General features: G+C 38.3%; 36 protein-coding genes. 35 read left to right on the top strand and 1 reads right to left on the bottom strand.

What is annotated here, in order from left to right:
• Positions 1 to 4 precede the first annotated feature (4 nt).
• Positions 5 to 508 carry a gliding motility-associated C-terminal domain-containing protein gene (locus AC04QZ_RS20555; RefSeq protein ID WP_478359264.1) on the top strand — a complete coding sequence of 168 codons (504 nt, stop codon included), beginning with the start codon at positions 5 to 7 and terminating at the stop codon, positions 506 to 508.
• Positions 509 to 521: 13 nt separating this feature from the next.
• The gene (locus AC04QZ_RS20550) at positions 522 to 1400 is read left to right on the top strand and encodes a PorP/SprF family type IX secretion system membrane protein (RefSeq protein ID WP_478359263.1); all 879 of its coding nucleotides are present in this window, start codon (positions 522 to 524) and stop codon (positions 1398 to 1400) included.
• 1090 nt (positions 1401 to 2490) lie between these two features.
• Here the strand turns inward: AC04QZ_RS20550 and AC04QZ_RS20545 are convergent.
• A complete protein-coding gene (locus AC04QZ_RS20545; protein ID WP_478359262.1) occupies positions 2491 to 3102 on the bottom strand; it encodes a hypothetical protein in 612 nt (203 codons plus the stop codon).
• Between the two features lie 171 nt (positions 3103 to 3273).
• On the opposite strand from AC04QZ_RS20545, the gene AC04QZ_RS20540 reads away from it, so the two are divergent.
• The 33 genes from AC04QZ_RS20540 to rplQ all read left to right on the top strand — a co-directional run bounded on the left by AC04QZ_RS20540 (position 3274) and on the right by rplQ (position 21844).
• Complete coding sequence (locus AC04QZ_RS20540; protein ID WP_086547748.1) at positions 3274 to 4530, top strand: prephenate dehydrogenase; 1257 nt, start codon at positions 3274 to 3276, stop codon at positions 4528 to 4530.
• 9 nt (positions 4531 to 4539) lie between these two features.
• Positions 4540 to 5124 carry a hypothetical protein gene (locus AC04QZ_RS20535; protein WP_478359261.1) on the top strand — a complete coding sequence of 195 codons (585 nt, stop codon included), beginning with the start codon at positions 4540 to 4542 and terminating at the stop codon, positions 5122 to 5124.
• Positions 5125 to 5320: 196 nt separating this feature from the next.
• Positions 5321 to 6154 carry a sulfite exporter TauE/SafE family protein gene (locus AC04QZ_RS20530; protein ID WP_478359260.1) on the top strand — a complete coding sequence of 278 codons (834 nt, stop codon included), beginning with the start codon at positions 5321 to 5323 and terminating at the stop codon, positions 6152 to 6154.
• Complete coding sequence (locus AC04QZ_RS20525) at positions 6154 to 6549, top strand: DUF1634 domain-containing protein (RefSeq protein WP_086547744.1); 396 nt, start codon at positions 6154 to 6156, stop codon at positions 6547 to 6549. The genes AC04QZ_RS20530 and AC04QZ_RS20525 overlap by 1 nt, the downstream gene beginning before the upstream one ends.
• A gap of 172 nt (positions 6550 to 6721) precedes the next feature.
• On the top strand, positions 6722 to 7339 hold the full coding sequence (gene rplC / locus AC04QZ_RS20520; RefSeq protein ID WP_056849254.1) for a 50S ribosomal protein L3: 618 nt from the start codon (positions 6722 to 6724) through the stop codon (positions 7337 to 7339).
• Positions 7340 to 7343: 4 nt separating this feature from the next.
• A complete protein-coding gene (rplD, locus tag AC04QZ_RS20515) occupies positions 7344 to 7973 on the top strand; it encodes a 50S ribosomal protein L4 (protein ID WP_055910081.1) in 630 nt (209 codons plus the stop codon).
• Between the two features lies 1 nt (position 7974).
• Positions 7975 to 8265 (top strand): 50S ribosomal protein L23, encoded by a 291-nt coding sequence (rplW, locus tag AC04QZ_RS20510; protein WP_086547743.1) that lies wholly within the window; start codon positions 7975 to 7977, stop codon positions 8263 to 8265.
• 20 nt (positions 8266 to 8285) lie between these two features.
• Positions 8286 to 9110: a 50S ribosomal protein L2 gene (gene rplB / locus AC04QZ_RS20505; protein ID WP_086547742.1), complete on the top strand. Its 825-nt coding sequence runs from the start codon at positions 8286 to 8288 to the stop codon at positions 9108 to 9110.
• Positions 9110 to 9376 carry a 30S ribosomal protein S19 gene (gene rpsS / locus AC04QZ_RS20500; RefSeq protein WP_010599906.1) on the top strand — a complete coding sequence of 89 codons (267 nt, stop codon included), beginning with the start codon at positions 9110 to 9112 and terminating at the stop codon, positions 9374 to 9376. The genes rplB and rpsS overlap by 1 nt, the downstream gene beginning before the upstream one ends.
• Positions 9377 to 9383: 7 nt before the next feature.
• Positions 9384 to 9746 (top strand): 50S ribosomal protein L22, encoded by a 363-nt coding sequence (gene rplV / locus AC04QZ_RS20495; RefSeq protein ID WP_029278650.1) that lies wholly within the window; start codon positions 9384 to 9386, stop codon positions 9744 to 9746.
• Between the two features lie 9 nt (positions 9747 to 9755).
• A complete protein-coding gene (gene rpsC, locus AC04QZ_RS20490; protein WP_086547741.1) occupies positions 9756 to 10601 on the top strand; it encodes a 30S ribosomal protein S3 in 846 nt (281 codons plus the stop codon).
• Between the two features lie 40 nt (positions 10602 to 10641).
• On the top strand, positions 10642 to 11064 hold the full coding sequence (gene rplP / locus AC04QZ_RS20485; RefSeq protein ID WP_010599903.1) for a 50S ribosomal protein L16: 423 nt from the start codon (positions 10642 to 10644) through the stop codon (positions 11062 to 11064).
• Between the two features lie 73 nt (positions 11065 to 11137).
• The gene (rpmC, locus tag AC04QZ_RS20480; protein WP_025145217.1) at positions 11138 to 11350 is read left to right on the top strand and encodes a 50S ribosomal protein L29; all 213 of its coding nucleotides are present in this window, start codon (positions 11138 to 11140) and stop codon (positions 11348 to 11350) included.
• Positions 11351 to 11363: 13 nt separating this feature from the next.
• A complete protein-coding gene (rpsQ, locus tag AC04QZ_RS20475) occupies positions 11364 to 11618 on the top strand; it encodes a 30S ribosomal protein S17 (RefSeq protein WP_010599901.1) in 255 nt (84 codons plus the stop codon).
• A 1-nt stretch (position 11619) separates the two neighbouring features.
• Positions 11620 to 11988 (top strand): 50S ribosomal protein L14, encoded by a 369-nt coding sequence (gene rplN, locus AC04QZ_RS20470; RefSeq protein ID WP_010599900.1) that lies wholly within the window; start codon positions 11620 to 11622, stop codon positions 11986 to 11988.
• 1 nt (position 11989) lies between these two features.
• Positions 11990 to 12331 carry a 50S ribosomal protein L24 gene (gene rplX / locus AC04QZ_RS20465; protein WP_029278653.1) on the top strand — a complete coding sequence of 114 codons (342 nt, stop codon included), beginning with the start codon at positions 11990 to 11992 and terminating at the stop codon, positions 12329 to 12331.
• Positions 12328 to 12894 carry a 50S ribosomal protein L5 gene (rplE, locus tag AC04QZ_RS20460; RefSeq protein WP_086547740.1) on the top strand — a complete coding sequence of 189 codons (567 nt, stop codon included), beginning with the start codon at positions 12328 to 12330 and terminating at the stop codon, positions 12892 to 12894. Before rplX ends, rplE begins: the two co-directional genes overlap by 4 nt.
• Complete coding sequence (gene rpsN, locus AC04QZ_RS20455; protein WP_025145214.1) at positions 12894 to 13163, top strand: 30S ribosomal protein S14; 270 nt, start codon at positions 12894 to 12896, stop codon at positions 13161 to 13163. Before rplE ends, rpsN begins: the two co-directional genes overlap by 1 nt.
• A gap of 159 nt (positions 13164 to 13322) precedes the next feature.
• Entirely contained in the window at positions 13323 to 13721 is a 399-nt protein-coding gene (gene rpsH / locus AC04QZ_RS20450; RefSeq protein ID WP_010599896.1) for a 30S ribosomal protein S8, read from the top strand.
• An 18-nt stretch (positions 13722 to 13739) separates the two neighbouring features.
• On the top strand, positions 13740 to 14297 hold the full coding sequence (gene rplF, locus AC04QZ_RS20445) for a 50S ribosomal protein L6 (RefSeq protein WP_057932149.1): 558 nt from the start codon (positions 13740 to 13742) through the stop codon (positions 14295 to 14297).
• Positions 14298 to 14302: 5 nt separating this feature from the next.
• A complete protein-coding gene (rplR, locus tag AC04QZ_RS20440; protein WP_029278655.1) occupies positions 14303 to 14656 on the top strand; it encodes a 50S ribosomal protein L18 in 354 nt (117 codons plus the stop codon).
• A gap of 17 nt (positions 14657 to 14673) precedes the next feature.
• A complete protein-coding gene (rpsE, locus tag AC04QZ_RS20435; RefSeq protein ID WP_010599893.1) occupies positions 14674 to 15192 on the top strand; it encodes a 30S ribosomal protein S5 in 519 nt (172 codons plus the stop codon).
• Between the two features lie 4 nt (positions 15193 to 15196).
• On the top strand, positions 15197 to 15376 hold the full coding sequence (gene rpmD / locus AC04QZ_RS20430; RefSeq protein WP_010599892.1) for a 50S ribosomal protein L30: 180 nt from the start codon (positions 15197 to 15199) through the stop codon (positions 15374 to 15376).
• Positions 15377 to 15480: 104 nt separating this feature from the next.
• Positions 15481 to 15927 carry a 50S ribosomal protein L15 gene (gene rplO / locus AC04QZ_RS20425; protein WP_025145210.1) on the top strand — a complete coding sequence of 149 codons (447 nt, stop codon included), beginning with the start codon at positions 15481 to 15483 and terminating at the stop codon, positions 15925 to 15927.
• Positions 15928 to 15934: 7 nt separating this feature from the next.
• Positions 15935 to 17275, top strand: a complete 1341-nt coding sequence (gene secY, locus AC04QZ_RS20420) for a preprotein translocase subunit SecY (protein WP_029278656.1) — start codon at positions 15935 to 15937, stop codon at positions 17273 to 17275.
• An 8-nt stretch (positions 17276 to 17283) separates the two neighbouring features.
• Positions 17284 to 18069: a type I methionyl aminopeptidase gene (map, locus tag AC04QZ_RS20415; RefSeq protein ID WP_478359259.1), complete on the top strand. Its 786-nt coding sequence runs from the start codon at positions 17284 to 17286 to the stop codon at positions 18067 to 18069.
• A 71-nt stretch (positions 18070 to 18140) separates the two neighbouring features.
• Positions 18141 to 18359: a translation initiation factor IF-1 gene (gene infA, locus AC04QZ_RS20410; protein ID WP_010599888.1), complete on the top strand. Its 219-nt coding sequence runs from the start codon at positions 18141 to 18143 to the stop codon at positions 18357 to 18359.
• A 1-nt stretch (position 18360) separates the two neighbouring features.
• On the top strand, positions 18361 to 18477 hold the full coding sequence (gene rpmJ / locus AC04QZ_RS20405) for a 50S ribosomal protein L36 (RefSeq protein ID WP_010599887.1): 117 nt from the start codon (positions 18361 to 18363) through the stop codon (positions 18475 to 18477).
• Between the two features lie 69 nt (positions 18478 to 18546).
• A complete protein-coding gene (gene rpsM, locus AC04QZ_RS20400) occupies positions 18547 to 18924 on the top strand; it encodes a 30S ribosomal protein S13 (protein WP_010599886.1) in 378 nt (125 codons plus the stop codon).
• 152 nt (positions 18925 to 19076) lie between these two features.
• Complete coding sequence (gene rpsK / locus AC04QZ_RS20395; RefSeq protein WP_010599885.1) at positions 19077 to 19466, top strand: 30S ribosomal protein S11; 390 nt, start codon at positions 19077 to 19079, stop codon at positions 19464 to 19466.
• 61 nt (positions 19467 to 19527) lie between these two features.
• Positions 19528 to 20136 carry a 30S ribosomal protein S4 gene (gene rpsD / locus AC04QZ_RS20390; protein WP_029282720.1) on the top strand — a complete coding sequence of 203 codons (609 nt, stop codon included), beginning with the start codon at positions 19528 to 19530 and terminating at the stop codon, positions 20134 to 20136.
• Between the two features lie 85 nt (positions 20137 to 20221).
• Positions 20222 to 21214 (top strand): DNA-directed RNA polymerase subunit alpha, encoded by a 993-nt coding sequence (locus AC04QZ_RS20385; RefSeq protein ID WP_025145205.1) that lies wholly within the window; start codon positions 20222 to 20224, stop codon positions 21212 to 21214.
• A 105-nt stretch (positions 21215 to 21319) separates the two neighbouring features.
• Positions 21320 to 21844: a 50S ribosomal protein L17 gene (rplQ, locus tag AC04QZ_RS20380; RefSeq protein WP_086547738.1), complete on the top strand. Its 525-nt coding sequence runs from the start codon at positions 21320 to 21322 to the stop codon at positions 21842 to 21844.
• Positions 21845 to 21949: the final 105 nt, after the last annotated feature.

Below are 21949 nucleotides of genomic sequence, written 5' to 3'. Positions count from 1 at the left end.
CACGATGAGAAAAATACCCTATTTGTTTGTTCTCCTGCTGTTGATGTTTTTCGGGAGAAAGGTAAATGCGCAAAGTTTGCCCTATGTGCTTAATTCGGCCAGTGGCAGCGGTAAGATTAATAATCAATTATACGATTTCAGTATTGGTGAAATGGCCCTGGTACAAACTTTTCAGGTCACCAACACAACCTTAACCCAGGGTTTTTTACAGCCCTTTCTCATCATACAAACTACTGCCGAAGTAGCCATTGTAAATAATATTCTTAGCCCAAACGGAGACGGGAAAAACGATTTTTTTGTAATTAAGGGCTTAGAAAAATATCCGAACAACAAATTATCCATTTTTGATAGGGGAGGAAGGCTGATTTATGCTACCCAAAGCTACCAGAACAACTGGGATGGCTACTTTAATGGGAAGCCACTTACGGAGGATACCTATTATTATATGCTCGATTTGGGGGCTAATGGCTCTATTAAAGGTTTTATATCAATCTTATATAAAAAATAACAGCGTGAGAGAAATGAAATGTTATATAGCGGGGTTGTTGTTTTTGTTTGCGATGCCGGCACTTGCGCAGCTTAATCCTATGGGGAGCATCTACTATCAGAACCAGTTTCTGGCCAATCCGGCAATGGCGGGTTTAGAAACCGGATTAAATTTAAATGCCGCATTTAAAACACAGTGGACAGGGGTAGATGGTGCGCCAAAAATTCAATATTTAACTGGCGATTATGGTTTGGCCGGTAATAAAGTAGGTTTGGGGGTGCTTTTTTACAATGAAGGTGCCGGAGCCATTAACCGGACGAGGGCAACCGTAACCTATGCTTACCATTTACCTTTAAACGGCGAGGCCAGCTTCCTGGATTTTGGCTTATCGGCTGGTATCATGAACGAATGGGTTGATCTTGGTAAAGCCAAAGGCGATTTAGACGATGATGTACTCAATAGTTTTAATGATCGCAGGTTATATCTGGATGGCGATTTTGGGGTAGCTTACCGCACCGATAAATTGACGCTGCAGGGAGCTTTACCTAATCTTAAACGGTTTTTTAAAAGAGATGTACTGCGCAACGTGGTAGACCGATCGATTTATTTTATTGCCGCAGGTTATAAATTTAATACCGATAAGGTCATCAACAGTATCGAACCGAAATTGGTGTACAGAGGGGTTCAAAATTACGATGGTATTTTCGATGCAGGTGTAAACCTCCAGTTTTTAGAAAACAAACTCATGCTGAACGGCATATATCATAGTACCAACAGCTTTACTGCAGGTTTTGGCGCAAATTATAAAAATCAGTTTTCGGTTTTGTTTCAGTACACCACCAATACCTCAAAAATGCAGAGTTATAGCAACGGCGAATTTGAAGTAGGCTTGAAATATAGCATTAAGAATTAAACGTGTTATCGTCATTTCGACTGAAGTGTAACGGAATGGAGAAATCTATTGTTAAGTGTACACACAGATTTATCCAATAATTTAATTGTTTTTTAAACCGTTATTTTTTTGGAAAGCAGTTTCATTAGCTTTGGCGAAGAGCAGTCCTGCTGTCCGCTAATTCCGATGAAGGATCGGAACCGCTTTGATCGGGTTTAGGTGGCCAAATGGTGTAGGTCTATTAATGGGTCTATCACCAAACGTTCCTACGGAACGAAAAATGCCCATGATATCAATTGGCTACCAGGCAGGTGTCCCGACGGGATGATTTGTGATGATAATTTGCCCTTGCCTTCGGTCTCATCGTGTACTTGTCATCAAGCTGAGAAGAAAACAGGTATGTTTAGTGTTTAGCTATCATCCAGCCTTTTGTTGTGGATAAAGATTATTCGTCCCGTCGGTACTACTTGTGATGATAATTTGCCCTTGCCTTCGGTCTCATCGTGTACTGTCATTAAGCTAAGAAGAAAACAGGTGTGTTTAGTGTTTAGCTACCATCCAGCCTTTTTATTAGGTATAGAGATTATTCGTCATGATGGGACGATTTGTGGTGATAATTTGCTCCTGCTTTCGGTCTCACCGTGCACTGTCATCAAGCTAAGAAAACAGGTATGGTTAGTGTTTAGCAACCATCCAGGCTTGTTATTAGGTATAGAGATTATTCGTCATGATGGGACGATTTGTGATGATAATTTGCCCTTGCCTTCGGTCTCACCGTGTACTGTCATCAAGCTGAGAAGAAAACAGATACTTTTAGTGTTTAGCTACCATCCAGCCTTTTGTTTCGTATAAGAATTATTCGTCCCGTAGGGACGACTCGTAGGTAGTAGGAAAAAAAATGTTTATTTTTTTTTCGTTCCGTAGGAACGTTTCGTGTTTTAGCCATGTGGTATCTTCTATCAAGCACAAGCCCATATTCAAATAAACCCGACAGTAGCGGACACTGAACGTAGTGAGGTAAAGCGAATGGCGGGGCTAGCGGAACCGAAGTACAACTAGCCCTGCTTTTCTAAAAAAAATAAGTTTTTTCAATTAATTAAAAGGTCTTCGACTACCTTCCCCTTCCGTCGTCCCATTTATTACGTTCATCCTGCAGCTCACGTGCAAGTTTCATTTCTTTATCTTTTGCTTTTACCTTGTGCGCCTGAAACTCATCGGCCACTTCCTGATAAAGCTCCGTTCTGTATTTCGCTTCGTGCCTTAATTTACCGGATTGGAAAATAACAAAGGCCAAACCTACCCCGAGTACAATAATAATGGCCCAAACAATGGTATTGTAAGTACCTTTATTAAAAGATATACCTAAAAATTTAATTTCGTTAACAGCCGCATTGGCATTGGCCAGCGAACTTTCTTTTCCATTTACTTCGCCTTTTAAGCTCGAAATGTTATCGGCCTGTGCTTTAATTTCCTGACGGGCCTCTTGCAGCTGCTTGCGTTCTTTTCTGAGCGTATCACTAACACTTTTCCATAGCGATGATAAGCGTGACGGATTGATCAGCCTTGCGCCGTTGAAGCTTTTAGATTTCTTTAACATGAACTGATACTGGCCATTTAATGATGGATCGGTATTTTTCGTGGTGTCAGGTAAAGTTTGCCCAAACGCAACGTTTAAAAATAGCATAGCGCCTAAAAACAATAGGGTGTGTTTAATTTTCTGCATAGTTTAAATATAGGTGTTAGAATGTAAAACTACATTTTTATCTATTTTCCGGTTAATAAAATTTGTTTAAGGTTTTGGCAAATCGATAAAATTGTTCTGGTTTAACATTCTAAATAACAATTTTATCTAAGTTTTATTATAAATTTATTTGCGATAGGTTACATTTGTTTCATGCAAATAGGAATTATTGGTTTAGGCGATATGGGCAAATTGTATGCGCTATCGTTTATAAACGCTGGTTATAAGGTATGTGGGGCAGATATGCCCTTGCGTTTTACAGATTTAAAAAATGAGCTGGAACCTAAAGGAATTGAAGTTTTAATCGATGGACATGAGGTAGCGCGTAAATCAGACTTTATTATCTATTGTGTGGAGGCCGAAAAAATTGATGAGGTAGTGGCTACTTTTGCCCGCTCTACTAAATATGGCGCCATAGTTGCCGGACAAACCTCGGTTAAACATCCCGAAATTGCAGCTTTCGAAAAACACCTTCCTGAAGATACCCAGATTGTAACCTGTCATTCTTTACATGGTCCTGCATTTAGTCCGGAAGGGCAAACGCTGGTAGTGGTGCGTCACCGTGCTACCGATGCGGTGTATGCCAAAGCGCTGGAAATCTATAAATCTTTAAAATCGAACATTATTGAAATGGACGATTATAGGGAGCACGACCGCATTGTGGCCGATACGCAGGCGGTAACGCACATGGGTTTCGAAAGTATGGGCTCCGCCTGGAAAAATGCAGGTTTTTTCCCCTGGGATAATCCGGCTTATGCAGGAGGAATCGATAATGTGAAAATTTTAACTACGCTGAGGATTTTTAGTTATAAATCGCACATTTACGCTGGTTTGGCCATTTTAAATCCTTATGCGCAGAAACAGGTAAAATATTATGCGCAGGCAGAATCTGAATTGTTTAAGCTGATGATCTGTGAAAATGAAACTGAGTTTAGGGAAAAGATTTACGCCGCACGCGATTTCGTTTTTCACGAGAGCCGGGCACTTTTACTGCTGGACGATAACATTATGAAAGAATTCAGCTTATCGGATGCGAGCCATAAACAGAAACCCAATTCGCATTTAAGTTTGTTAAGCATGGTATATGCCTGGTATAAAATGGGCGTAAACCCTTACGATAACCTGATCTGCCAAACACCACCTTTTAAACTAAGGCTGGGTATTGCCGAATACCTTTTCAAAAACGAAGCGATGTTAGAAGAATCGATCAATACAGCTTTGTATGATAAATCTATCCGTGGCGACGATTTGGAATTCCACACCGCGGTGCACGAATGGGCATCGATTATTGGTTATGGCGATTTAAAAGGTTACAAAGAGCATTTCGAAGCTGCCAAGTCATTTTTTGCCAACCGCTTAAATGATGGAAGGGATTTAAGCGCAGAGATGATTAAACGACTAGGCAAGTAACCATCGGGAATGAAAACCAATCTCAACAAACCTGAACTGGTTTCGCTGTTGCAACAACAATTAAAAGATATAGAAGTGTTTTGTAGTGAGTATGATGGGGGAACCGATGCTGTTATTTCATCCATTGCGGAGAAAATCGCTTTAATTTTTCATAATTCCGATCATGCAAAAGCATTGCTGGGGCAACTTAAACTCAATCACTATAAAATGTATTGTAGTGCTGAAATCTATAACCCTAAAAGCCTGACCAATTTTATCGGTTTATTGAAACTGACCCATCAAACAGGGAAAGGGTGGGCTTACGCTGCTAAATTAGATCGTTCCGAATTAAAAAGAGTATCCCAGGAAAACTGGTGGAATAATAAGAAGGTAATTATTGATTCGGACGGCATTGCTTATACAAGAGGCAAGTTAATTAAATCAGCAGCTACCGGTAGTATTGTGTTAAACACTTCGGGCTGGACGATAAAAGATGCCGGGGGTAACCAATCTACCATTAACCCAATACCCGAAACGATTAGGCAAATTGCTTTCGAATTGCTGGAAAGTTTCCGGGATGTGGATTTGAACAAGGAAAGCAAGCTTCGTAAATAATTATTGAAGTATGAATGATAAATGATTGAATGGACAGATGCTATATTCACTCATTCAGAATTCACTCCTTCAAAATTACTATGCTATAAATTTCCATTTTCCATCACCCATCTTACATCATCCATATAACATATAGACTTTATTTTATTCCCTTAATCCTTCGTTTAGCCAAAAACAGTGCATTATATTTGCGCGCATGTCGGTATTGCTGTTTACCATTATCGTTTTATTAGGTGCTTTTTTAGCCGGCTTATTGGGCTCGCTAACAGGCTTGGGTGGTGGGGTAATTATTATTCCCTTACTCACGCTGGCTTTAGGGGTTGACATCCATTATGCCATAGGTGCATCCATTGTTTCTGTTATTGCTACTTCTTCGGGTTCGGCAGCGGCTTACGTTAAAGAAGGGATTACCAATATCCGTATCGGTATGTTTTTAGAGATCGCTACGACAATAGGGGCCGTTTGCGGGGCAATTGTGGCCGTTTACCTTAATGCCAACTATATCGCCATTCTATTTGGTTGTATCCTGATTTTTTCGGCCATCATGACCTTAAAGAAAAAAGTAGATCATACTACTTTAGATAATACCGATAAATGGGCCAATTTTTTTAAGCTTAACGGTTCTTATCCAGATAAAGGTGTAGATCATGCCTATGCCGTAAAACATGTACCAGGCGGGTTTTTAATGATGCTTTTTGCCGGAACATTATCGGGTTTGCTTGGTATTGGAAGTGGAGCACTAAAAGTAATCGCTATGGATAATATTATGCGTTTGCCCTTTAAGGTATCAACCACGACCAGTAATTTTATGATGGGTGTTACGGCGGCGGCCAGTGCAGTGGTTTATTTGCACCGCGGACAGATTGATCCGGGTATTGCCATGCCGGTGTGTATTGGCGTTTTAACCGGCGCAACGGTTGGCTCGAAAGTTTTGTTAAAGGCTAAAACCGGTAAACTTAAAATTGTATTTGCGGTGGTGGTTGCTTTTTTGGCACTGCAGATGATATATAAAGGAATAAGCGGATTATAATGAGTAAAGCAGGAAAAGAAAACCTAAACGATAAAGATATCCAGGTAATTTTGGGTACGCTTTTGCGTGCGGGGGTAATTATTTCGATGAGCATCGTATTAATAGGTGGTGCCATTTTCCTGATCCATCATAATGGAGCCATTACCGACTATAAAGTTTTTAAACCCGAGCTCAGCAAGTTTTCTTCTATAGTGGCCATATTTAAGGGGCTATCTACTTTTCAGGGTGATGCCATTGTGCAGTTTGGGATCCTGATGCTCATTTTTACGCCAGTTGCCCGCATTGTTTTCGCTATTTTTAGCTTTTTAATTGAACGCGATTACCTATATGTACTGATTGGATTTATCATTTTAACCATCATAACCATCAGTTTAAATGGTGGTTTGGCACATTAACATCTCTTTTTTAGTTAAATCCCATCATATCAGCAATTTATTTGAAAAAATATTTGGCTAACTATTTGAAAATTAATAATTCTTGTCTATCTTTGCCGTCCCTTTCGGGGGATGTACAACCACCTTGAACGAAGCCCTACTGCTTCGATGGGTGTTAAAAAGAAAAGATAAAATGTCAGGAATTATTGGAAAAAAAGTAGGAATGACCAGTATCTTTGATGCCGAAGGAAGAAACATTCCTTGTACGGTAATCGAGGCTGGGCCTTGTGTAGTTACACAAGTAAAGACCGAAGAAAAAGACGGGTATTCATCAATCCAATTGGGTTACGATGAGAAAAAAGAGAAAAACACAACTCAACCGTTAAAAGGCCATTTCGCGAAAGCAAACACAACTCCGAAACGCAAGCTGGTAGAATTCGATTCGTTTACAACTTCACTTAATTTAGGTGATGTAGTAACCGTTGACGCATTCGCAGAAGGCGATTTTGTTGATGTTGTAGGTACCTCAAAAGGTAAAGGTTTTCAAGGTGTTGTAAAACGCCACGGATTTGCCGGTGTTGGTATGCAGACTCACGGTCAGCATAACCGTTTACGTGCCCCAGGTTCATTGGGAGCATCATCATTCCCTTCACGTGTATTCAAAGGAATGCGCATGGCAGGAAGAACAGGTGGAGACAGGGTAAAAGTTCAGAACTTACAGGTTTTGAAAGTTTATGCTGAGCAAAACTTATTAGTAGTTAGTGGTTCCATTCCAGGAGCTAAAGGTTCTTACGTAATCTTAGACAAGTAATCAGATGGAAGTTAAAGTATTAAACATTTCAGGTAAAGAAACAGGTGCCAAGGTGCAACTTCCTGAATCGGTATTTGGTATCGAGCCTAACGACCACGCGATTTATTTAGATGTAAAACAGTATTTGGCTAACCAACGTCAAGGTACTCACAAATCTAAACAACGTAATGAGATTGCTGGTTCAACTCGCAAACTATACAAACAAAAAGGTACAGGTGGTGCCCGTGCTGGTAGCATTAAATCTCCGTTATTTAACGGTGGTGGTCGTGTTTTCGGTCCTCAGCCACGTGATTACAGTTTTAAATTGAACAAGAAATTAAAATCATTAGCACGTAAATCGGCTTTAGCTTATAAAGCGAAAGATAACAACGTGGTAGTTTTAGAAGATTTCAACTTCGATACAATTAAAACTAAAAACTATACAAGTTTATTGGCTGCGTTAAACGTAGGTACTCAAAAAACTTTATTGGTTTTACCTGCACAAAATAATAATATCTATTTATCAAGCAGAAACGTTCAGAAAACTAAAGTGATTGCTGCAGCAGATTTGAATACTTATGATGTATTAAACGCTGGTGTACTTGTGTTAACTGCTGATTCTGTTAAAACTTTGGAGGAGGCATTTGCCAAATAATATGGACATTTTAAAAAAACCAATATTAACCGAAAAAGCTTCAGCTTTAACTGAGAAATCTAACCGTTTCACGTTTAGCGTTAACCACAAGGCTAACAAAATCCAGATTAAACAAGCCATTGAGAAATTGTACGGTGTAACCATCGTTGCAGTGAACACTATGGTTGTTGATGGAAAAGCTAAATCTCGTTACACTAAAGCAGGTTTTGTATCTGGCCGTAGCCCGAAATACAAAAAAGCAATCGTAACGTTAAAAGACGGCGAAACAATAGATTATTACGCAACCCTTTAATTTAATAATTCATTATAACTATGGGCTTAAGAAAATTTAAACCAGTTACTCCAGGTACCCGCTTCAGAGTTGGTGCTAGTTTTACGGAGATTACAGCAACCAAGCCCGAAAAATCATTGGTTGTATCATCAAAAAAGTCTGGTGGACGTAACAACACAGGAAAAATGACTATGCGCTACATGGGCGGTGGTCACAAAAAATCATATCGTTTAATCGACTTCAAACGCGATAAATTCGATATTCCTGCAACAGTAGCTACTGTTGAATACGATCCAAACCGTACTGCCCGCATCGCATTATTACATTATGCAGATGGCGAGAAGCGTTATATCATCGCTCCTGAAGGATTGCAAGTTGGTTCGGTATTATTATCGGGCGACAAAGCAGCACCAGAAGTAGGTAACACTTTAAAATTATCGAACATTCCATTAGGTTCTATCATCCACAACGTGGAGATTCACCCTGGAAAAGGAGCACAATTGGCTCGTAGTGCAGGTGCTTACGCACAATTAGCTGCCCGCGATGGTAAATATGCTACTTTGAAAATGCCTTCAGGCGAAACCCGTTTAATCCTGACTACTTGTCTGGCTACTATCGGTGCAGTATCTAACTCAGATCACGCAAACGAAGTATTAGGTAAAGCTGGTCGTAAACGTTGGTTGGGCCGTCGTCCGAGAACTAGACCGGTAGCGATGAACCCAGTAGATCACCCAATGGGTGGTGGTGAAGGTAGATCATCAGGTGGTCACCCACGTTCAAGAAATGGTATTTTAGCTAAAGGCTACAAAACCAGAGAACTTAAAAAATATTCTAATCGTTACATCATAGAGAGAAGGAAGAAATAATGGCTCGTTCGATAAAAAAAGGACCTTATATTGACCATAACGTAGAGAAAAAAGTAAACTCTATGAATGATTCAGGCAAAAAGTCTGTAATCAAAACTTGGTCTCGCAGATCAATGATATCACCAGATTTCGTGAATCATACATTTGCTGTACACAACGGAAATAAATTTATTCCTGTGTACGTAACAGAAAACATGGTTGGTCACAAGTTGGGAGAATTTGCTCCAACCAGAACATTCAGAGGACACGCTGAAAAGAAAAAATAATTAGACAATGGAAGCAATAGCAAAATTAAACAATTGTCCAACCTCACCGCGTAAGATGCGTTTGGTTGTAGATCTTATCAGAGGTGAACGTGTAGAAAAAGCATTAAGCATTTTAAAGTTTACCAATAAAGAAGCAGCAATAAGAGTTGAGAAATTATTATTATCTGCTATCAAAAACTGGGAATCTAAAAATGAAGGTGCTCGCCCTGAAGAAAACCAACTTTTTGTAAAAACAGTTATGGTTGATGGTGGCCGTCAGTTAAAACGCTTACGTCCAGCTCCTCAAGGCCGTGGATATAGAATTCGTAAACGTTCTAACCACGTAACGCTGATTGTAGATAGTAAAAGTACAGAAACAACTCAAAACTAATTTTAGGAAATGGGACAAAAAGCAAATCCAATAGGTAACAGGTTAGGTATCATCAAAGGATGGGATTCTAACTGGTTCGGTGGCAACAACTACTCCGATAAATTAGTTGAAGATGAGAAAATAAGAAAATACCTTTCTGCCCGTATCGCTAAAGGCGGTGTTGCAAAAGTAGTAATCGAGCGTACGTTAAAACGTATCACGGTAACTATCCACACAGCTCGTCCAGGTATCGTAATCGGTAAAGCAGGTGCTGAGGTTGATAAAATTAAAGAAGAGTTAAAGAAGTTAACTAAAAAGGAAATTCAAATTAACATCTTCGAAATTAAACGCCCAGAACTTGATGCACAATTAGTTGCAGAAGGTGTTGCAAAACAATTAGAAGCAAGGATCTCATTCCGTAGAGCAATGAAATCTTCTATCGCATCAACCATGCGTATGGGTGCTGAAGGTATCAAAATCATGACTTCTGGTCGTTTAGGTGGTGCTGAGATGGCACGTACTGAGCAGTACAAAGAAGGAAGAGTGCCTTTGCATACCTTCCGTGCTGATATCGACTACGCTTTAGCTGAAGCCTTAACTACTTATGGTAAAATAGGTGTTAAAGTGTGGATCTGTAAAGGTGAGGTTTATGGAAAACGTGATTTGTCTCCAAACATTGGTGCAGCAAACAACGGTCCAAAAGGCCAGTCAGATAAACCAGCTTTCGGTGGAAGAGATAACCGTGGTGGTGGAAGAGATAACCGTGGCGGTGGTAACGACAGACGTGGTGGAAACCAAGGCGGTGGTCGTGGTCCAGGCCAGGGTGGTGCAAACAGAGGTGGTGGCGCAGGCGCTAACAGAGGTCCTCGTAAATAATTGATTTATTAACATCGTTTAACGATTAGAACAAAATAAAATGTTACAGCCAAAAAGAACGAAGTTCAGGAAGATGCAAAAAGGCAGAATGAAGGGTTTAGCTTCTCGTGGAGCTGAATTAGCATTCGGATCTTTCGGTATCAAATCTTTAGAAGCTACTTGGATCACAAGTCGCCAGATAGAGGCTGCCCGTATTGCCGTAACACGTTTCATGAAACGTGAAGGTCAAGTATGGATCAGGATATTCCCGGACAAACCAGTAACTAAGAAACCTGCTGAGGTACGTATGGGTAAAGGTAAAGGTGCTCCTGAATATTGGGTAGCAGTTGTAAGACCAGGACGTGTAATTTTCGAAGCTGAAGGTGTGCCTTTAGAAGTTGCTAAAGAAGCATTGCGTTTAGCAGCTCAGAAATTACCGATCCAAACCAAATTCGTAGTACGTAGAGATTACGTAGAAGCATAGTAAAGTGTTGAGGTGAATGTTGTAAATACTTGTTTATTATAACCGCTACACTCAACGTAAAAGAAAAAGAAAAATGAAAAATTCAGAAATCACAGGGCTTTCAAAAGAAGAATTAGTAGCTAAGATTGCGGAAGAAAAAGAGAACTTATCAAAATTGAAGTTCGCTCACACTATTTCAGCTATCGAAAATCCTTCACGCATTGCAAAAGTAAGGAAAGACATAGCCCGTTTAAACACTGAGTTGACTAAAGTGAAAAACACTGAGTCAGCTACTGAAACTAAATAATTTGAGAGTCGACATGGAAAGACAATTAAGAAAAACAAGAACCGGGTTAGTGGTAAGCAACAAGATGGATAAATCTGTTGTAGTGAGCGTGGAACGTAAAGTAAAACACCCGATTTATGGTAAGTTCGTAAAGAAAACTACCAAATTTATGGCTCACGACGAGAAAAACGAATGCGGTATCGGTGATACTGTATTAATTATGGAAACTCGTCCTTTGAGTAAAAACAAGAACTGGAGATTGGTACAAATTTTAGAAAGAGCTAAATAAGATGGTACAACAGGAATCGAGATTAAACGTTGCTGATAACAGCGGCGCAAAAGAAGTATTAGTAATTCGTGTGCTAGGTGGAACCGGCAAACGTTATGCTTCAATTGGTGATAAAGTAGTTGTTACCGTAAAAAGCGCGTTACCTTCAGGTAACATTAAAAAAGGTACAGTTTCTAAAGCAGTTGTTGTAAGAACTAAAAAAGAAATCCGTCGTAAAGATGGTTCTTATATCCGTTTTGACGATAATGCAGCTGTATTATTGAACGCACAGGATGAGCCAAGAGGTACACGTATCTTTGGCCCGGTTGCGAGAGAACTACGTGAAAAACAATTCATGAAAATTGTATCATTAGCACCGGAGGTATTATAAAATGGGAAACAAAGTAAATACACCATCAAAACTTAAAATCCGCACAGGAGATTTAGTTAAAGTCATTGCTGGCGATTCAAAAGGTCAACAAGGAAAAGTACTTTCAGTACTTATAGATAAAAACAGAGCCATTGTGGAAGGCATTAACTTAGTATCTAAACATACTAAACCAAATGCTGCTAATCCAAACGGTGGTATTATTAAAAAAGAAGCTGCTCTTCACATTTCTAACTTGATGTTGGTTGATCCAAAATCTGGTAAAGCTACCCGCGTAGGTCGTAAACTTAACGCAGATGGTAAATTAGTTAGAGTTGCTAAAATTTCAGGAGAGGAGATTAAATAATGGCTACACCTAGATTAAAAAGCAAATACAAAGAAGAAGTTGTAAATGCACTAAAAGAAAAATTTCAGTACAAAACTGTAATGCAGGTTCCTAAATTGGAAAAAATCTGTATCAATCAGGGTGTTGGTCGTTTTTCTGTTACAGATAAAAAGATTATGGATACCACGATCGTTGAGTTGACTACCATTACTGGTCAGCAAGCGGTTCCGGCTAATTCAAAGAAAGATATCTCTAACTTTAAATTACGTAAAGGTATGCCGGTAGGTGTACGTGTTACTTTACGCGATAACAACATGTACGAGTTCTTAGATCGTTTGATCTCTGTAGCTTTGCCTCGTATCCGCGATTTCAAAGGTATCAATGATAAAGGATTTGATGGAAAAGGTAACTATACATTAGGTGTTACTGAGCAAATCATCTTCCCTGAGATTAATATCGATAAAATCAATAAAATTTTAGGTATGGATATAACTTTCGTAACTTCGGCAAAATCTGACGTTGAAGCGCTTGAGTTATTGAAACAATTCGGATTACCATTTAAAAATCAAAAAACAGCAGAATAATGGCAAAAGAAGGTGTAAAAGCACGCGAAGTTAAGCGCCAAAAATTGGTAGCTAGATACGCTGAAAAACGTGCAGTATTAAAAGCTGCAGGAGATTTCGAGGGTTTAGATAAATTACCTAAAAACTCATCTCCGGTACGTTTACACAACCGTTGTAAATTAACTGGTCGCCCTCGTGGATATATGCGTACCTTTGGTATTTCAAGGGTAACGTTCCGCCAGATGGCACTAGACGGTAAAATACCAGGTGTTAAAAAAGCATCTTGGTAATATAAAAGTATCAAAGTACTGTAGTTTCAAGTATCAAGACACAAATTGTGTCTCGATACTTGAAACTTATTTATGTCTTTATACTAAAAAAGAATTTTAACCGGTAGCAGGTCCCATCGCCGGGTGGTGACAGGAAACCACTACCACAAATAATAAAAAATGAATACAGATCCAATAGCAGATTATTTAACAAGAGTAAGGAATGCCATTAAGGCCAACCACCGTGTTGTAGAAATTCCTGCATCAAACCTTAAAAAAGAAATTACTAAAGTTCTTTTTGACAAAGGTTACATCGCGAACTACAAGTTTGAAGATACTACAGTTCAAGGCACCATTAAAATTGCTTTGAAATACAATCCAATTACTAAAGTTCCTGCTATTCGTACATTAGTGCGAGTAAGTAAACCAGGTTTGAGAAACTATGCTGGTGTTGAAAATATGCCAAGAGTATTAAACGGTTTAGGTATCGCAATCTTATCTACTTCTAAAGGTGTAATGACCGATAAAGAAGCAGCCAAATTAAACATTGGTGGTGAGGTATTGTGTCACGTTTATTAATATTAGGAGAACAGCACAATGTCAAGAATAGGAAAAGCCCCAATTACAATCCCTGCAGGTGTTACAATTACCGTATCAAAAGATAACGTAGTAACTGTAAAAGGTCCTAAAGGTGAATTAACACAAGCAGTAGATTCAGATATCACTGTAAGTCAGGAAGACGGAATTTTAACAGTTCAACGTCCTTCAGAACAAAAGAAACACAAAGCATTACACGGTTTATATCGCTCATTGCTTAACAACATGGTTGTTGGTGTTACAGAAGGTTATAAATTAACTCAAGAATTAGTAGGTGTTGGTTACCGTGCTACAAACCAAGGTAACACACTAGATCTGGTTTTAGGTTATTCTCACCACTATGTATTCCAGTTACCAGAAGAGATTAAAGTAACTACATCTTCAGAAAAAGGTCAAACGCCTAAAATCATTTTAGAAAGTATTGACAAACAATTGATCGGTCAGGTAGCAGCAAAAATCCGTTCGTTACGTGCACCAGAGCCATATAAAGGTAAAGGTATCAAGTTTGTAGGTGAAGTGTTAAGAAGAAAAGCAGGTAAATCAGCATCTAAAAAATAGTAATCATGGCAGGTAAAAAATTATCAAGAAGAGATCGTATTAAAAAAGGGATCAGAAAAAGACTTACCGGTTCGGAAGAACGTCCAAGGTTATCTGTATATAGAAGCAATAAAGGGATTTATGCGCAGGTAATTAACGATGTAACCGGTAAAACAATAGCATCAGCATCATCATTATCGAAAGATTTTACTGGTACTGGAAACAAAAGCGATCAGTCGGTTGCAGTAGGCAAATTAGTTGCCGAAAAAGCAATCGCTGCAGGTGTTAAAGAAGTTGTTTTCGATAGAAATGGCTATTTATACCACGGTCGTGTAAAATCGTTGGCAGAGGGTGCCCGCGAAGCTGGTTTAGTATTTTAATCTGAAGAAAAAGTAAGATGTCAACTATTAATATAAAAAGAGTAAAAACCACCGATATCGAATTAAAGGATCGTTTGGTTAGTATACAACGTGTTGCCAAAGTAACCAAAGGTGGCCGTACTTTCAGCTTCTCAGCAATTGTTGTTGTAGGTGATGAAAACGGTGTTGTTGGTTTCGGTTTAGGTAAAGCGAAAGAGGTAACTGAAGCAATCGCTAAAGGTGTGGATGATGCTAAAAAGAACTTGGTAAAAGTTCCAATTTTAAATGGTACTGTTCCTCACGAGCAAATCGGTAAATTCTCAGGTGGTTTCGTTTTAATTAAACCAGCTGCAGTAGGTACCGGAGTAATTGCTGGTGGTGCGATGCGTGCTGTATTAGAGAGTGCTGGCGTGCATAACGTATTAGCAAAATCTAAAGGATCATCTAACCCACACAACGTGGTAAAAGCAACTGTTGATGCATTAACTAAAATGCGTGATGCTTATACAGTAGCCCAAACCCGTGGTATAGATTTAAACAAAGTATTTAACGGATAATATCATGGCTAAGATCAAAATAACACAAGTAAAAAGCGTTATCGACAGAAGCGAGCGCCAAAAAAGAACCGTTCAGGCTTTGGGTTTATCTAAAATGAACCAAAGTGTTGAGGTTGAAGCTACACCGCAGATTATCGGTATGGTTCGCAAAGTGAACCACCTGGTAGCAATCGAAGCAATCTAGTAAAAGTTTTAAAGGTAGTATGGGCTAAAACCTGTACTACCTTTATATATGTTTAATCGTTGTACCTGTTTAGTGAAAGCGAAGGGCAACACAAATTCAAAAAAATGAATTTAAGTAATTTAAAACCTGCAGTAGGTTCTACAAAAAACAGCAAAAGAATTGGTCGTGGTACAGGTTCTGGTCGTGGCGGTACTTCAACTCGTGGTCACAAAGGTGCGGGTTCTCGTTCAGGTCACAAAACCAAAATCGGTTTCGAAGGTGGTCAAATGCCTTTACAACGTCGTGTGCCTAAAGTTGGTTTCAAACCAATCAACCGTACAGAATATGTTGGTGTAAACTTAGATGTTTTACAAGCATTAGCTGAAAAACACAGCTTAACAACTATCGATTTCGCTGCTTTACAAGCACATGGTTTAGCTTCTAAAAACGACTTAGTTAAAATTTTAGGTCGTGGTGAAGTTAAAGCAAAGCTAGAAATTACAGCACATGCGTTCTCTGCAACCGCACAAAAAGCTATTGAAGCTGCAGGTGGTTCTATTGTAAAATTGTAATTATTAAATGAAGAAGCTATTTACTACTTTAAGTAATATCTGGAAAATTCAGGAATTAAAAGAGCGTATATTGTTTACGCTCTTAATTCTTTTGGTATACCGTTTCGTATCTCACGTGGTTTTACCAGGTGTAGATCCAACTGCTTTAGGCAATAACGAAAAATCAGGAATCTTAGGCTTACTAGATATGTTTGCCGGAGGTTCTTTCTCTCGTGTGTCTATTTTAGCATTGGGGGTAATGCCTTATATCTCTGCATCGATTGTGGTGCAACTATTGGGTATTGCTGTTCCTTCTTTCCAAAAAATGCAGAAAGAAGGCGAAAGTGGTAGAAAGAAAATGAACCAGATTACCCGTTACCTTACGGTAGCGATCACAATCGTTCAATCTGTTGGTTACGTTAAAACGCAAGTTCCTGCAGAAGCTATTTTATTGCCAAATACTTTATTCTTAGTGTTATCTACGTTTGTATTAACAGCAGGTACATTATTTGTAATGTGGTTAGGCGAAAAAATTACTGATAAAGGTATTGGTAACGGTACATCACTAATCATTATGGTTGGTATTATTGCCCGTTTACCAGTTGCAATTTCTCAAGAGTTCAGTGCACGCGTAGGTTCATCTAGTGAAGGTGGAGGTCCCGTGGCATTGGTTTTAGAGATCGTTGCATTATTTGCTGTGGTAATGTTTACCATTTTAATTGTTCAAGGTGTACGTAAAGTACCTGTACAATACGCAAAGAAAATTGTTGGTAACCGCCAGTTTGGTGGTGTTCGTCAGTACATTCCGTTAAAGGTAAATGCTGCTGGTGTGATGCCGATCATTTTTGCTCAGGCGTTAATGTTCATTCCAGGTGCTTTAATGCAGTTTGTTCCTTCATTACAAGGTTCTTGGTTAATCCAGTTCAGTAATACAACTTCGTTGGCTTATAGCTTAACGTTCGCATTTTTAATTATCGCATTTACTTTCTTCTATACTGCAATTACAGTTAATCCAACTCAAATGAGTGATGATATGAAGAAAAATGGTGGTTTTATTCCAGGTGTTAAACCGGGTTTTGCAACATCAACTTTTATTGATGATGTAATTTCTAAAATCACTTTCCCAGGTGCAGTATTTTTAGCGATCATTGCTATTTTACCTTCGTTAGCGGTTAAGTTCGGTATTAAACAAGAGTTTGCGCACTTCTTCGGTGGTACTTCTTTATTGATTTTGGTTGGTGTTGTATTGGATACTTTACAGCAGATCGAAAGTTATTTATTGATGCGCCATTATGATGGTTTGATGAAAACGGGTAGAGTTACTGGCAGAACAGGTGTTCCTGCTGCAAGTAGCAACGCAGCGTTGTAGTGTAACGGATGTCTAAAATTTATTACAAATCTCTTGAGGAGATCGAGTTAATAAGAGAAAGTTCCATGCTTGTTTCTAAAACTTTGGCCGAAGTGGCTAAGGTGATAAAAGCAGGCATGACTACTATCCAGTTAGATAAACTAGCCTATGAGTTTATAAGTGACCACGGAGCGATTCCGGCATTTTTAAACTATAATGGTTTCCCAAATTCTTTATGTATTTCGCCAAATGAGCAGGTTGTTCACGGTTTTCCAAGCGAATACATCATCAAGGAAGGCGACTTGATTTCAGTTGATTGTGGCGTAATTAAAAACAATTATTTTGGCGATTCGGCCTATACTTTCTCCATCGGGGAAATTGATGCTGAAAAACAGAAATTGGTTGAGGTTACCAAACGTTGTCTGGAACTGGGTATAGAAAAAGCGGTTGTGGGTATGCGTATCGGTGATATCGGTTTCGCAGTTCAACAACATGCAGAAGCTAATGGATTTGGGGTAGTAAGAGAGCTTGTAGGACATGGTGTTGGTGTAAAACTTCACGAGAAACCAGAAGTTCCGAATTATGGGAAACGTGGTGCAGGACCAAAACTTGAAGAAGGGATGGTCATTGCGATAGAACCCATGATCAATGCAGGCGTAGCCGGTGTTAAATTCCATAACGATGGATGGACGGTAACCAGTAAAGACAATAAACCATCGGCACATTTTGAACACACAGTAGCTGTAAAAAAGGGCAAAGCAGATGTTTTATCAACGTTTTCTATAATAGAAGAAGTTTTACAACAAAAAAAATAAATAATTAAAATTTTTTATTTAATTTTGCAACCCTGTTTAGAAGCAGCTAATTAAGTAACAATCAATAAAATATGGCTAAACAAGCCTCAATTGAACAAGACGGAGTAATAAGAGAAGCATTATCCAATGCGATGTTCAGAGTTGAACTCGAGAACGGGCATGAGATTATTGCGCACATTTCAGGAAAGATGAGGATGCACTACATCAAGATTCTTCCTGGGGATAAAGTTAAATTGGAAATGTCTCCTTATGATTTAACAAAAGGACGCATTACTTATAGATACAAATAAAATGAAAGTTAGATCATCAATTAAAAAACGTAGCGCTGATTGTAAGATTATTCGCCGTAAAGGTAAACTTTACGTAATCAACAAGAAAAATCCTAAATACAAACAACGTCAAGGGTAATTAAAAAATATTGTAATTAACCGCACAACGGTGGCCCGCCGTTCGGAATTACTTAAAACATAAATAAATATGGCAAGGATTTCAGGTATTGATTTACCAAGAAACAAAAGAGGTGAGATCGGTTTAACCTATATCTACGGAATTGGTAGAACAACTGCTCAACGTATTTTAACTACGGCAGGTATCGATTTAAACAAAAAAGTACAAGACTGGTCTGATGATGAGTTATCAGCAATCCGTACAATGATTAACGATGAGATTAAAGTGGAAGGTGCTTTACGCTCAGAGGTTCAGTTAAACATCAAACGTTTAATGGATATTGGTTGTTACCGTGGTTTACGTCACAGAAAAGGTTTACCTTCTCGTGGTCAGCGTACTAAAAACAACTCACGTACTCGTAAGGGTAAGAGAAAAACAGTTGCTAACAAGAAAAAAGCTACTAAGTAATAGATAGGTATGAGGTGTGAGATTTTAGATGTGCGAACCATATCTTTAGAATCTACTCAGATCTGGAATAAAAGATAAATAGTAGGATACTGAGTATCGGGGTAGAGAAAGTCTCATATCTCAAGTCTCGTATCTAAAATCTAAAAGATAAAATGGCTAAGAGTAAAAAAGTAACAAAAAAACGTATCGTTGTAATTGAGCCTGTTGGTCAGGCGCATATCAATGCTACCTTCAACAACATTATCGTTACCTTAACAAACAACAACGGACAGACTATTTCATGGTCATCTGCTGGTAAAATGGGCTTTAAAGGTTCTAAAAAGAACACACCTTATGCAGCTGGTCAAGCAGCTTCAGATTGTGGTAAAGTTGCGTTTGATTTAGGTTTACGTAAAGTTGAAGTATTTGTAAAAGGTCCGGGTTCAGGTCGTGAGTCTGCAATCAGAACTTTACAAGTAGCAGGTATCGAAGTAACATCTATTAAAGATATTACTCCACTTCCTCACAACGGATGTCGTCCTCCTAAAAAGAGAAGAGTTTAATTAATTTTAAAGCTAAGAATCTCCAGCTTCAGGTTGGATGATACTTTAAAACAGAAAAAAAATGGCAAGATATACAGGCCCAAAATCAAAAATCGCCCGTAAATTCAGAGAACCAATCTTCGGTCCTGATAAGGTGTTAGACAGAAAAAATTATCCTCCTGGGCAACATGGCTCATCAAAAAGAAGAGGAAAACAATCTGAATATGCGATCCAGTTAATGGAGAAACAAAAAGTAAAATATACTTATGGTGTATTAGAAAAACAATTCAGTAACTTGTTTAAAAAAGCATCTTCTCGTGCTGGTATTACCGGTGATAACTTACTTCAGTTATTAGAAGCACGTTTAGATAACACAGTTTACCGTTTAGGTATTTCAACAACCCGTTCTGGTGCACGCCAGTTAGTTAGCCATAAACACGTAACCGTGAATGGTGAAGTTGTAAATATCCCTTCATATCAGTTAAAAGCTGGTGATGTGGTTGCTGTTCGTGAAAAATCTAAATCTTTAGAATCAATTAGTAACTCAGTTGCAGGTAGAACAATTAATAAGTTTGCCTGGTTAGAATGGAACGCTAGTGAATTAACTGGTAAATTCTTAACCTACCCTCAACGTGATGAGATTCCTGAAAACATTAAGGAAAACTTAATCATCGAGTTGTACTCAAAGTAATAAATGATCTGGTTAATTACCTCAAAAGGGTAATTAACTTTTTTCATGTTACTATATATTCAATAACGAATTTAAAAAATTATAAATGGCAATTTTAGCATTTCAGAAACCAGACAAAGTGATCATGCAGAAATCAACTGATTTCGATGGCACATTTGAATTTCGTCCTTTAGAGCCCGGTTTCGGTGTAACAATTGGTAATGCCTTAAGAAGAATCTTACTTTCTTCATTAGAAGGTTATGCTATTACTACTATTCGTTTTTCAGGCGTTTCTCACGAATTTTCTACCATGAAAGGTGTTGTAGAAGATTTAACTGATATCATCTTAAACTTAAAACAAGTTCGTTTTAAGAAAACAGGTGATTCAGGTGATTCTGAAAAAGTTTTCATCATCGTTAATGGTCAAGATCAGTTTAAAGCTGGTGATATCACTAAATTCTCTAACAACTTTACAGTTTTAAACCCTGAGCATGTAATTTGCAACATGGATAAATCTGTTACTTTGGAAGTGGAATTAACCATCAATAAAGGACGTGGTTATGTACCTGCTGAAGAAAATAAAGTTGCTGATGCTGTTGTAGGTGTAATCGCAATCGATTCGATTTATACTCCAATGAAAAATGTAAAATACACGATCGAAAACTTTCGTGTTGAGCAAAAAACGGATTATGAAAAATTGGTTTTAGATATCTCTACTGACGGTTCAATTCATCCTGAAGAAGCATTAAAAGAAGCGGCTAAGATCCTTATCCAACACTTTATGTTATTCTCTGATGAGAATTTGGTATTAGAATCTCAAGCTAAAGAAGAAACTAAAGAAGTTGATGAGGAAATTTTACATATGCGTAAAATCCTTAAAACTGAATTAGTAGATATGGATCTTTCAGTTAGGGCATTAAACTGCTTAAAAGCTGCTGATATCCGTACTTTAGCTGATTTAGTTTCTTACGATGTGGCTGATATGTTAAAATTCAGAAACTTCGGTAAAAAATCTTTAACAGAGATCCAGGAATTAGTAAAATCAAAAGGTTTATCATTTGGTATGAACCTGTCTAAATTTAAATTAGACGAAGAGTAACCCCTAAATCCCCTAAAGGGGACTTAGAAAAATAAATAATTTTTCACAGTGTATAATTCCCTCAGCTTCATTGCAACGAGACGGTATACACTCAATTAAAAAACAATGAGACACGGTAAAAAAGTAAACCACTTAGGTAGAACCGCAAGCCACAGAAAGGCGATGTTAGCTAACATGGCTTCATCACTTATTTTGCACAAAAGAATTACAACAACTTTAGCTAAAGCTAAAGCTTTACGTACTTATGTTGAGCCAATTATCACTAAATCAAAAAATGATACTACTCACTCACGTCGTACAGTATTTGCTTACTTACAAGATAAAGAAGTAGTAACTATTTTATTCCGCGAAGTTGCTGAGAAAGTTGCAAACCGTCCAGGTGGTTACACTCGTATCATTAAATTAAACAACCGTTTAGGTGATAACGCTGAAATGGCTTTAATTGAATTGGTAGACTACAATACAGTTTACGGTAAAGATGCAGAGGTTAAAGAAGAGAAGAAAACAACTCGTCGTGGTAGAAGTAAAGCTACTGCTGCACCTAAAGCTGCTGAAGCGAAAGCTGAAGTTGCCGAAGAAGTTGCTCCTGCTGAAGAAGCACCTGCTACTGAAGAACCAAAAGGAGAATAATTTTATTCACCTTAAGCATAGAAAGTCCTGTTCGAAAGAGCAGGACTTTTTTGTTTTTGTACCGTTATATTGTAACATCAAACACCGCATGATCTCATGGCATAA

It is taken from the genome of Pedobacter folensis, assembly GCF_056490665.1.
Note: the sequence above shows the minus strand (reverse complement) of the source record. Positions and strands in the feature narration are given on the sequence as shown.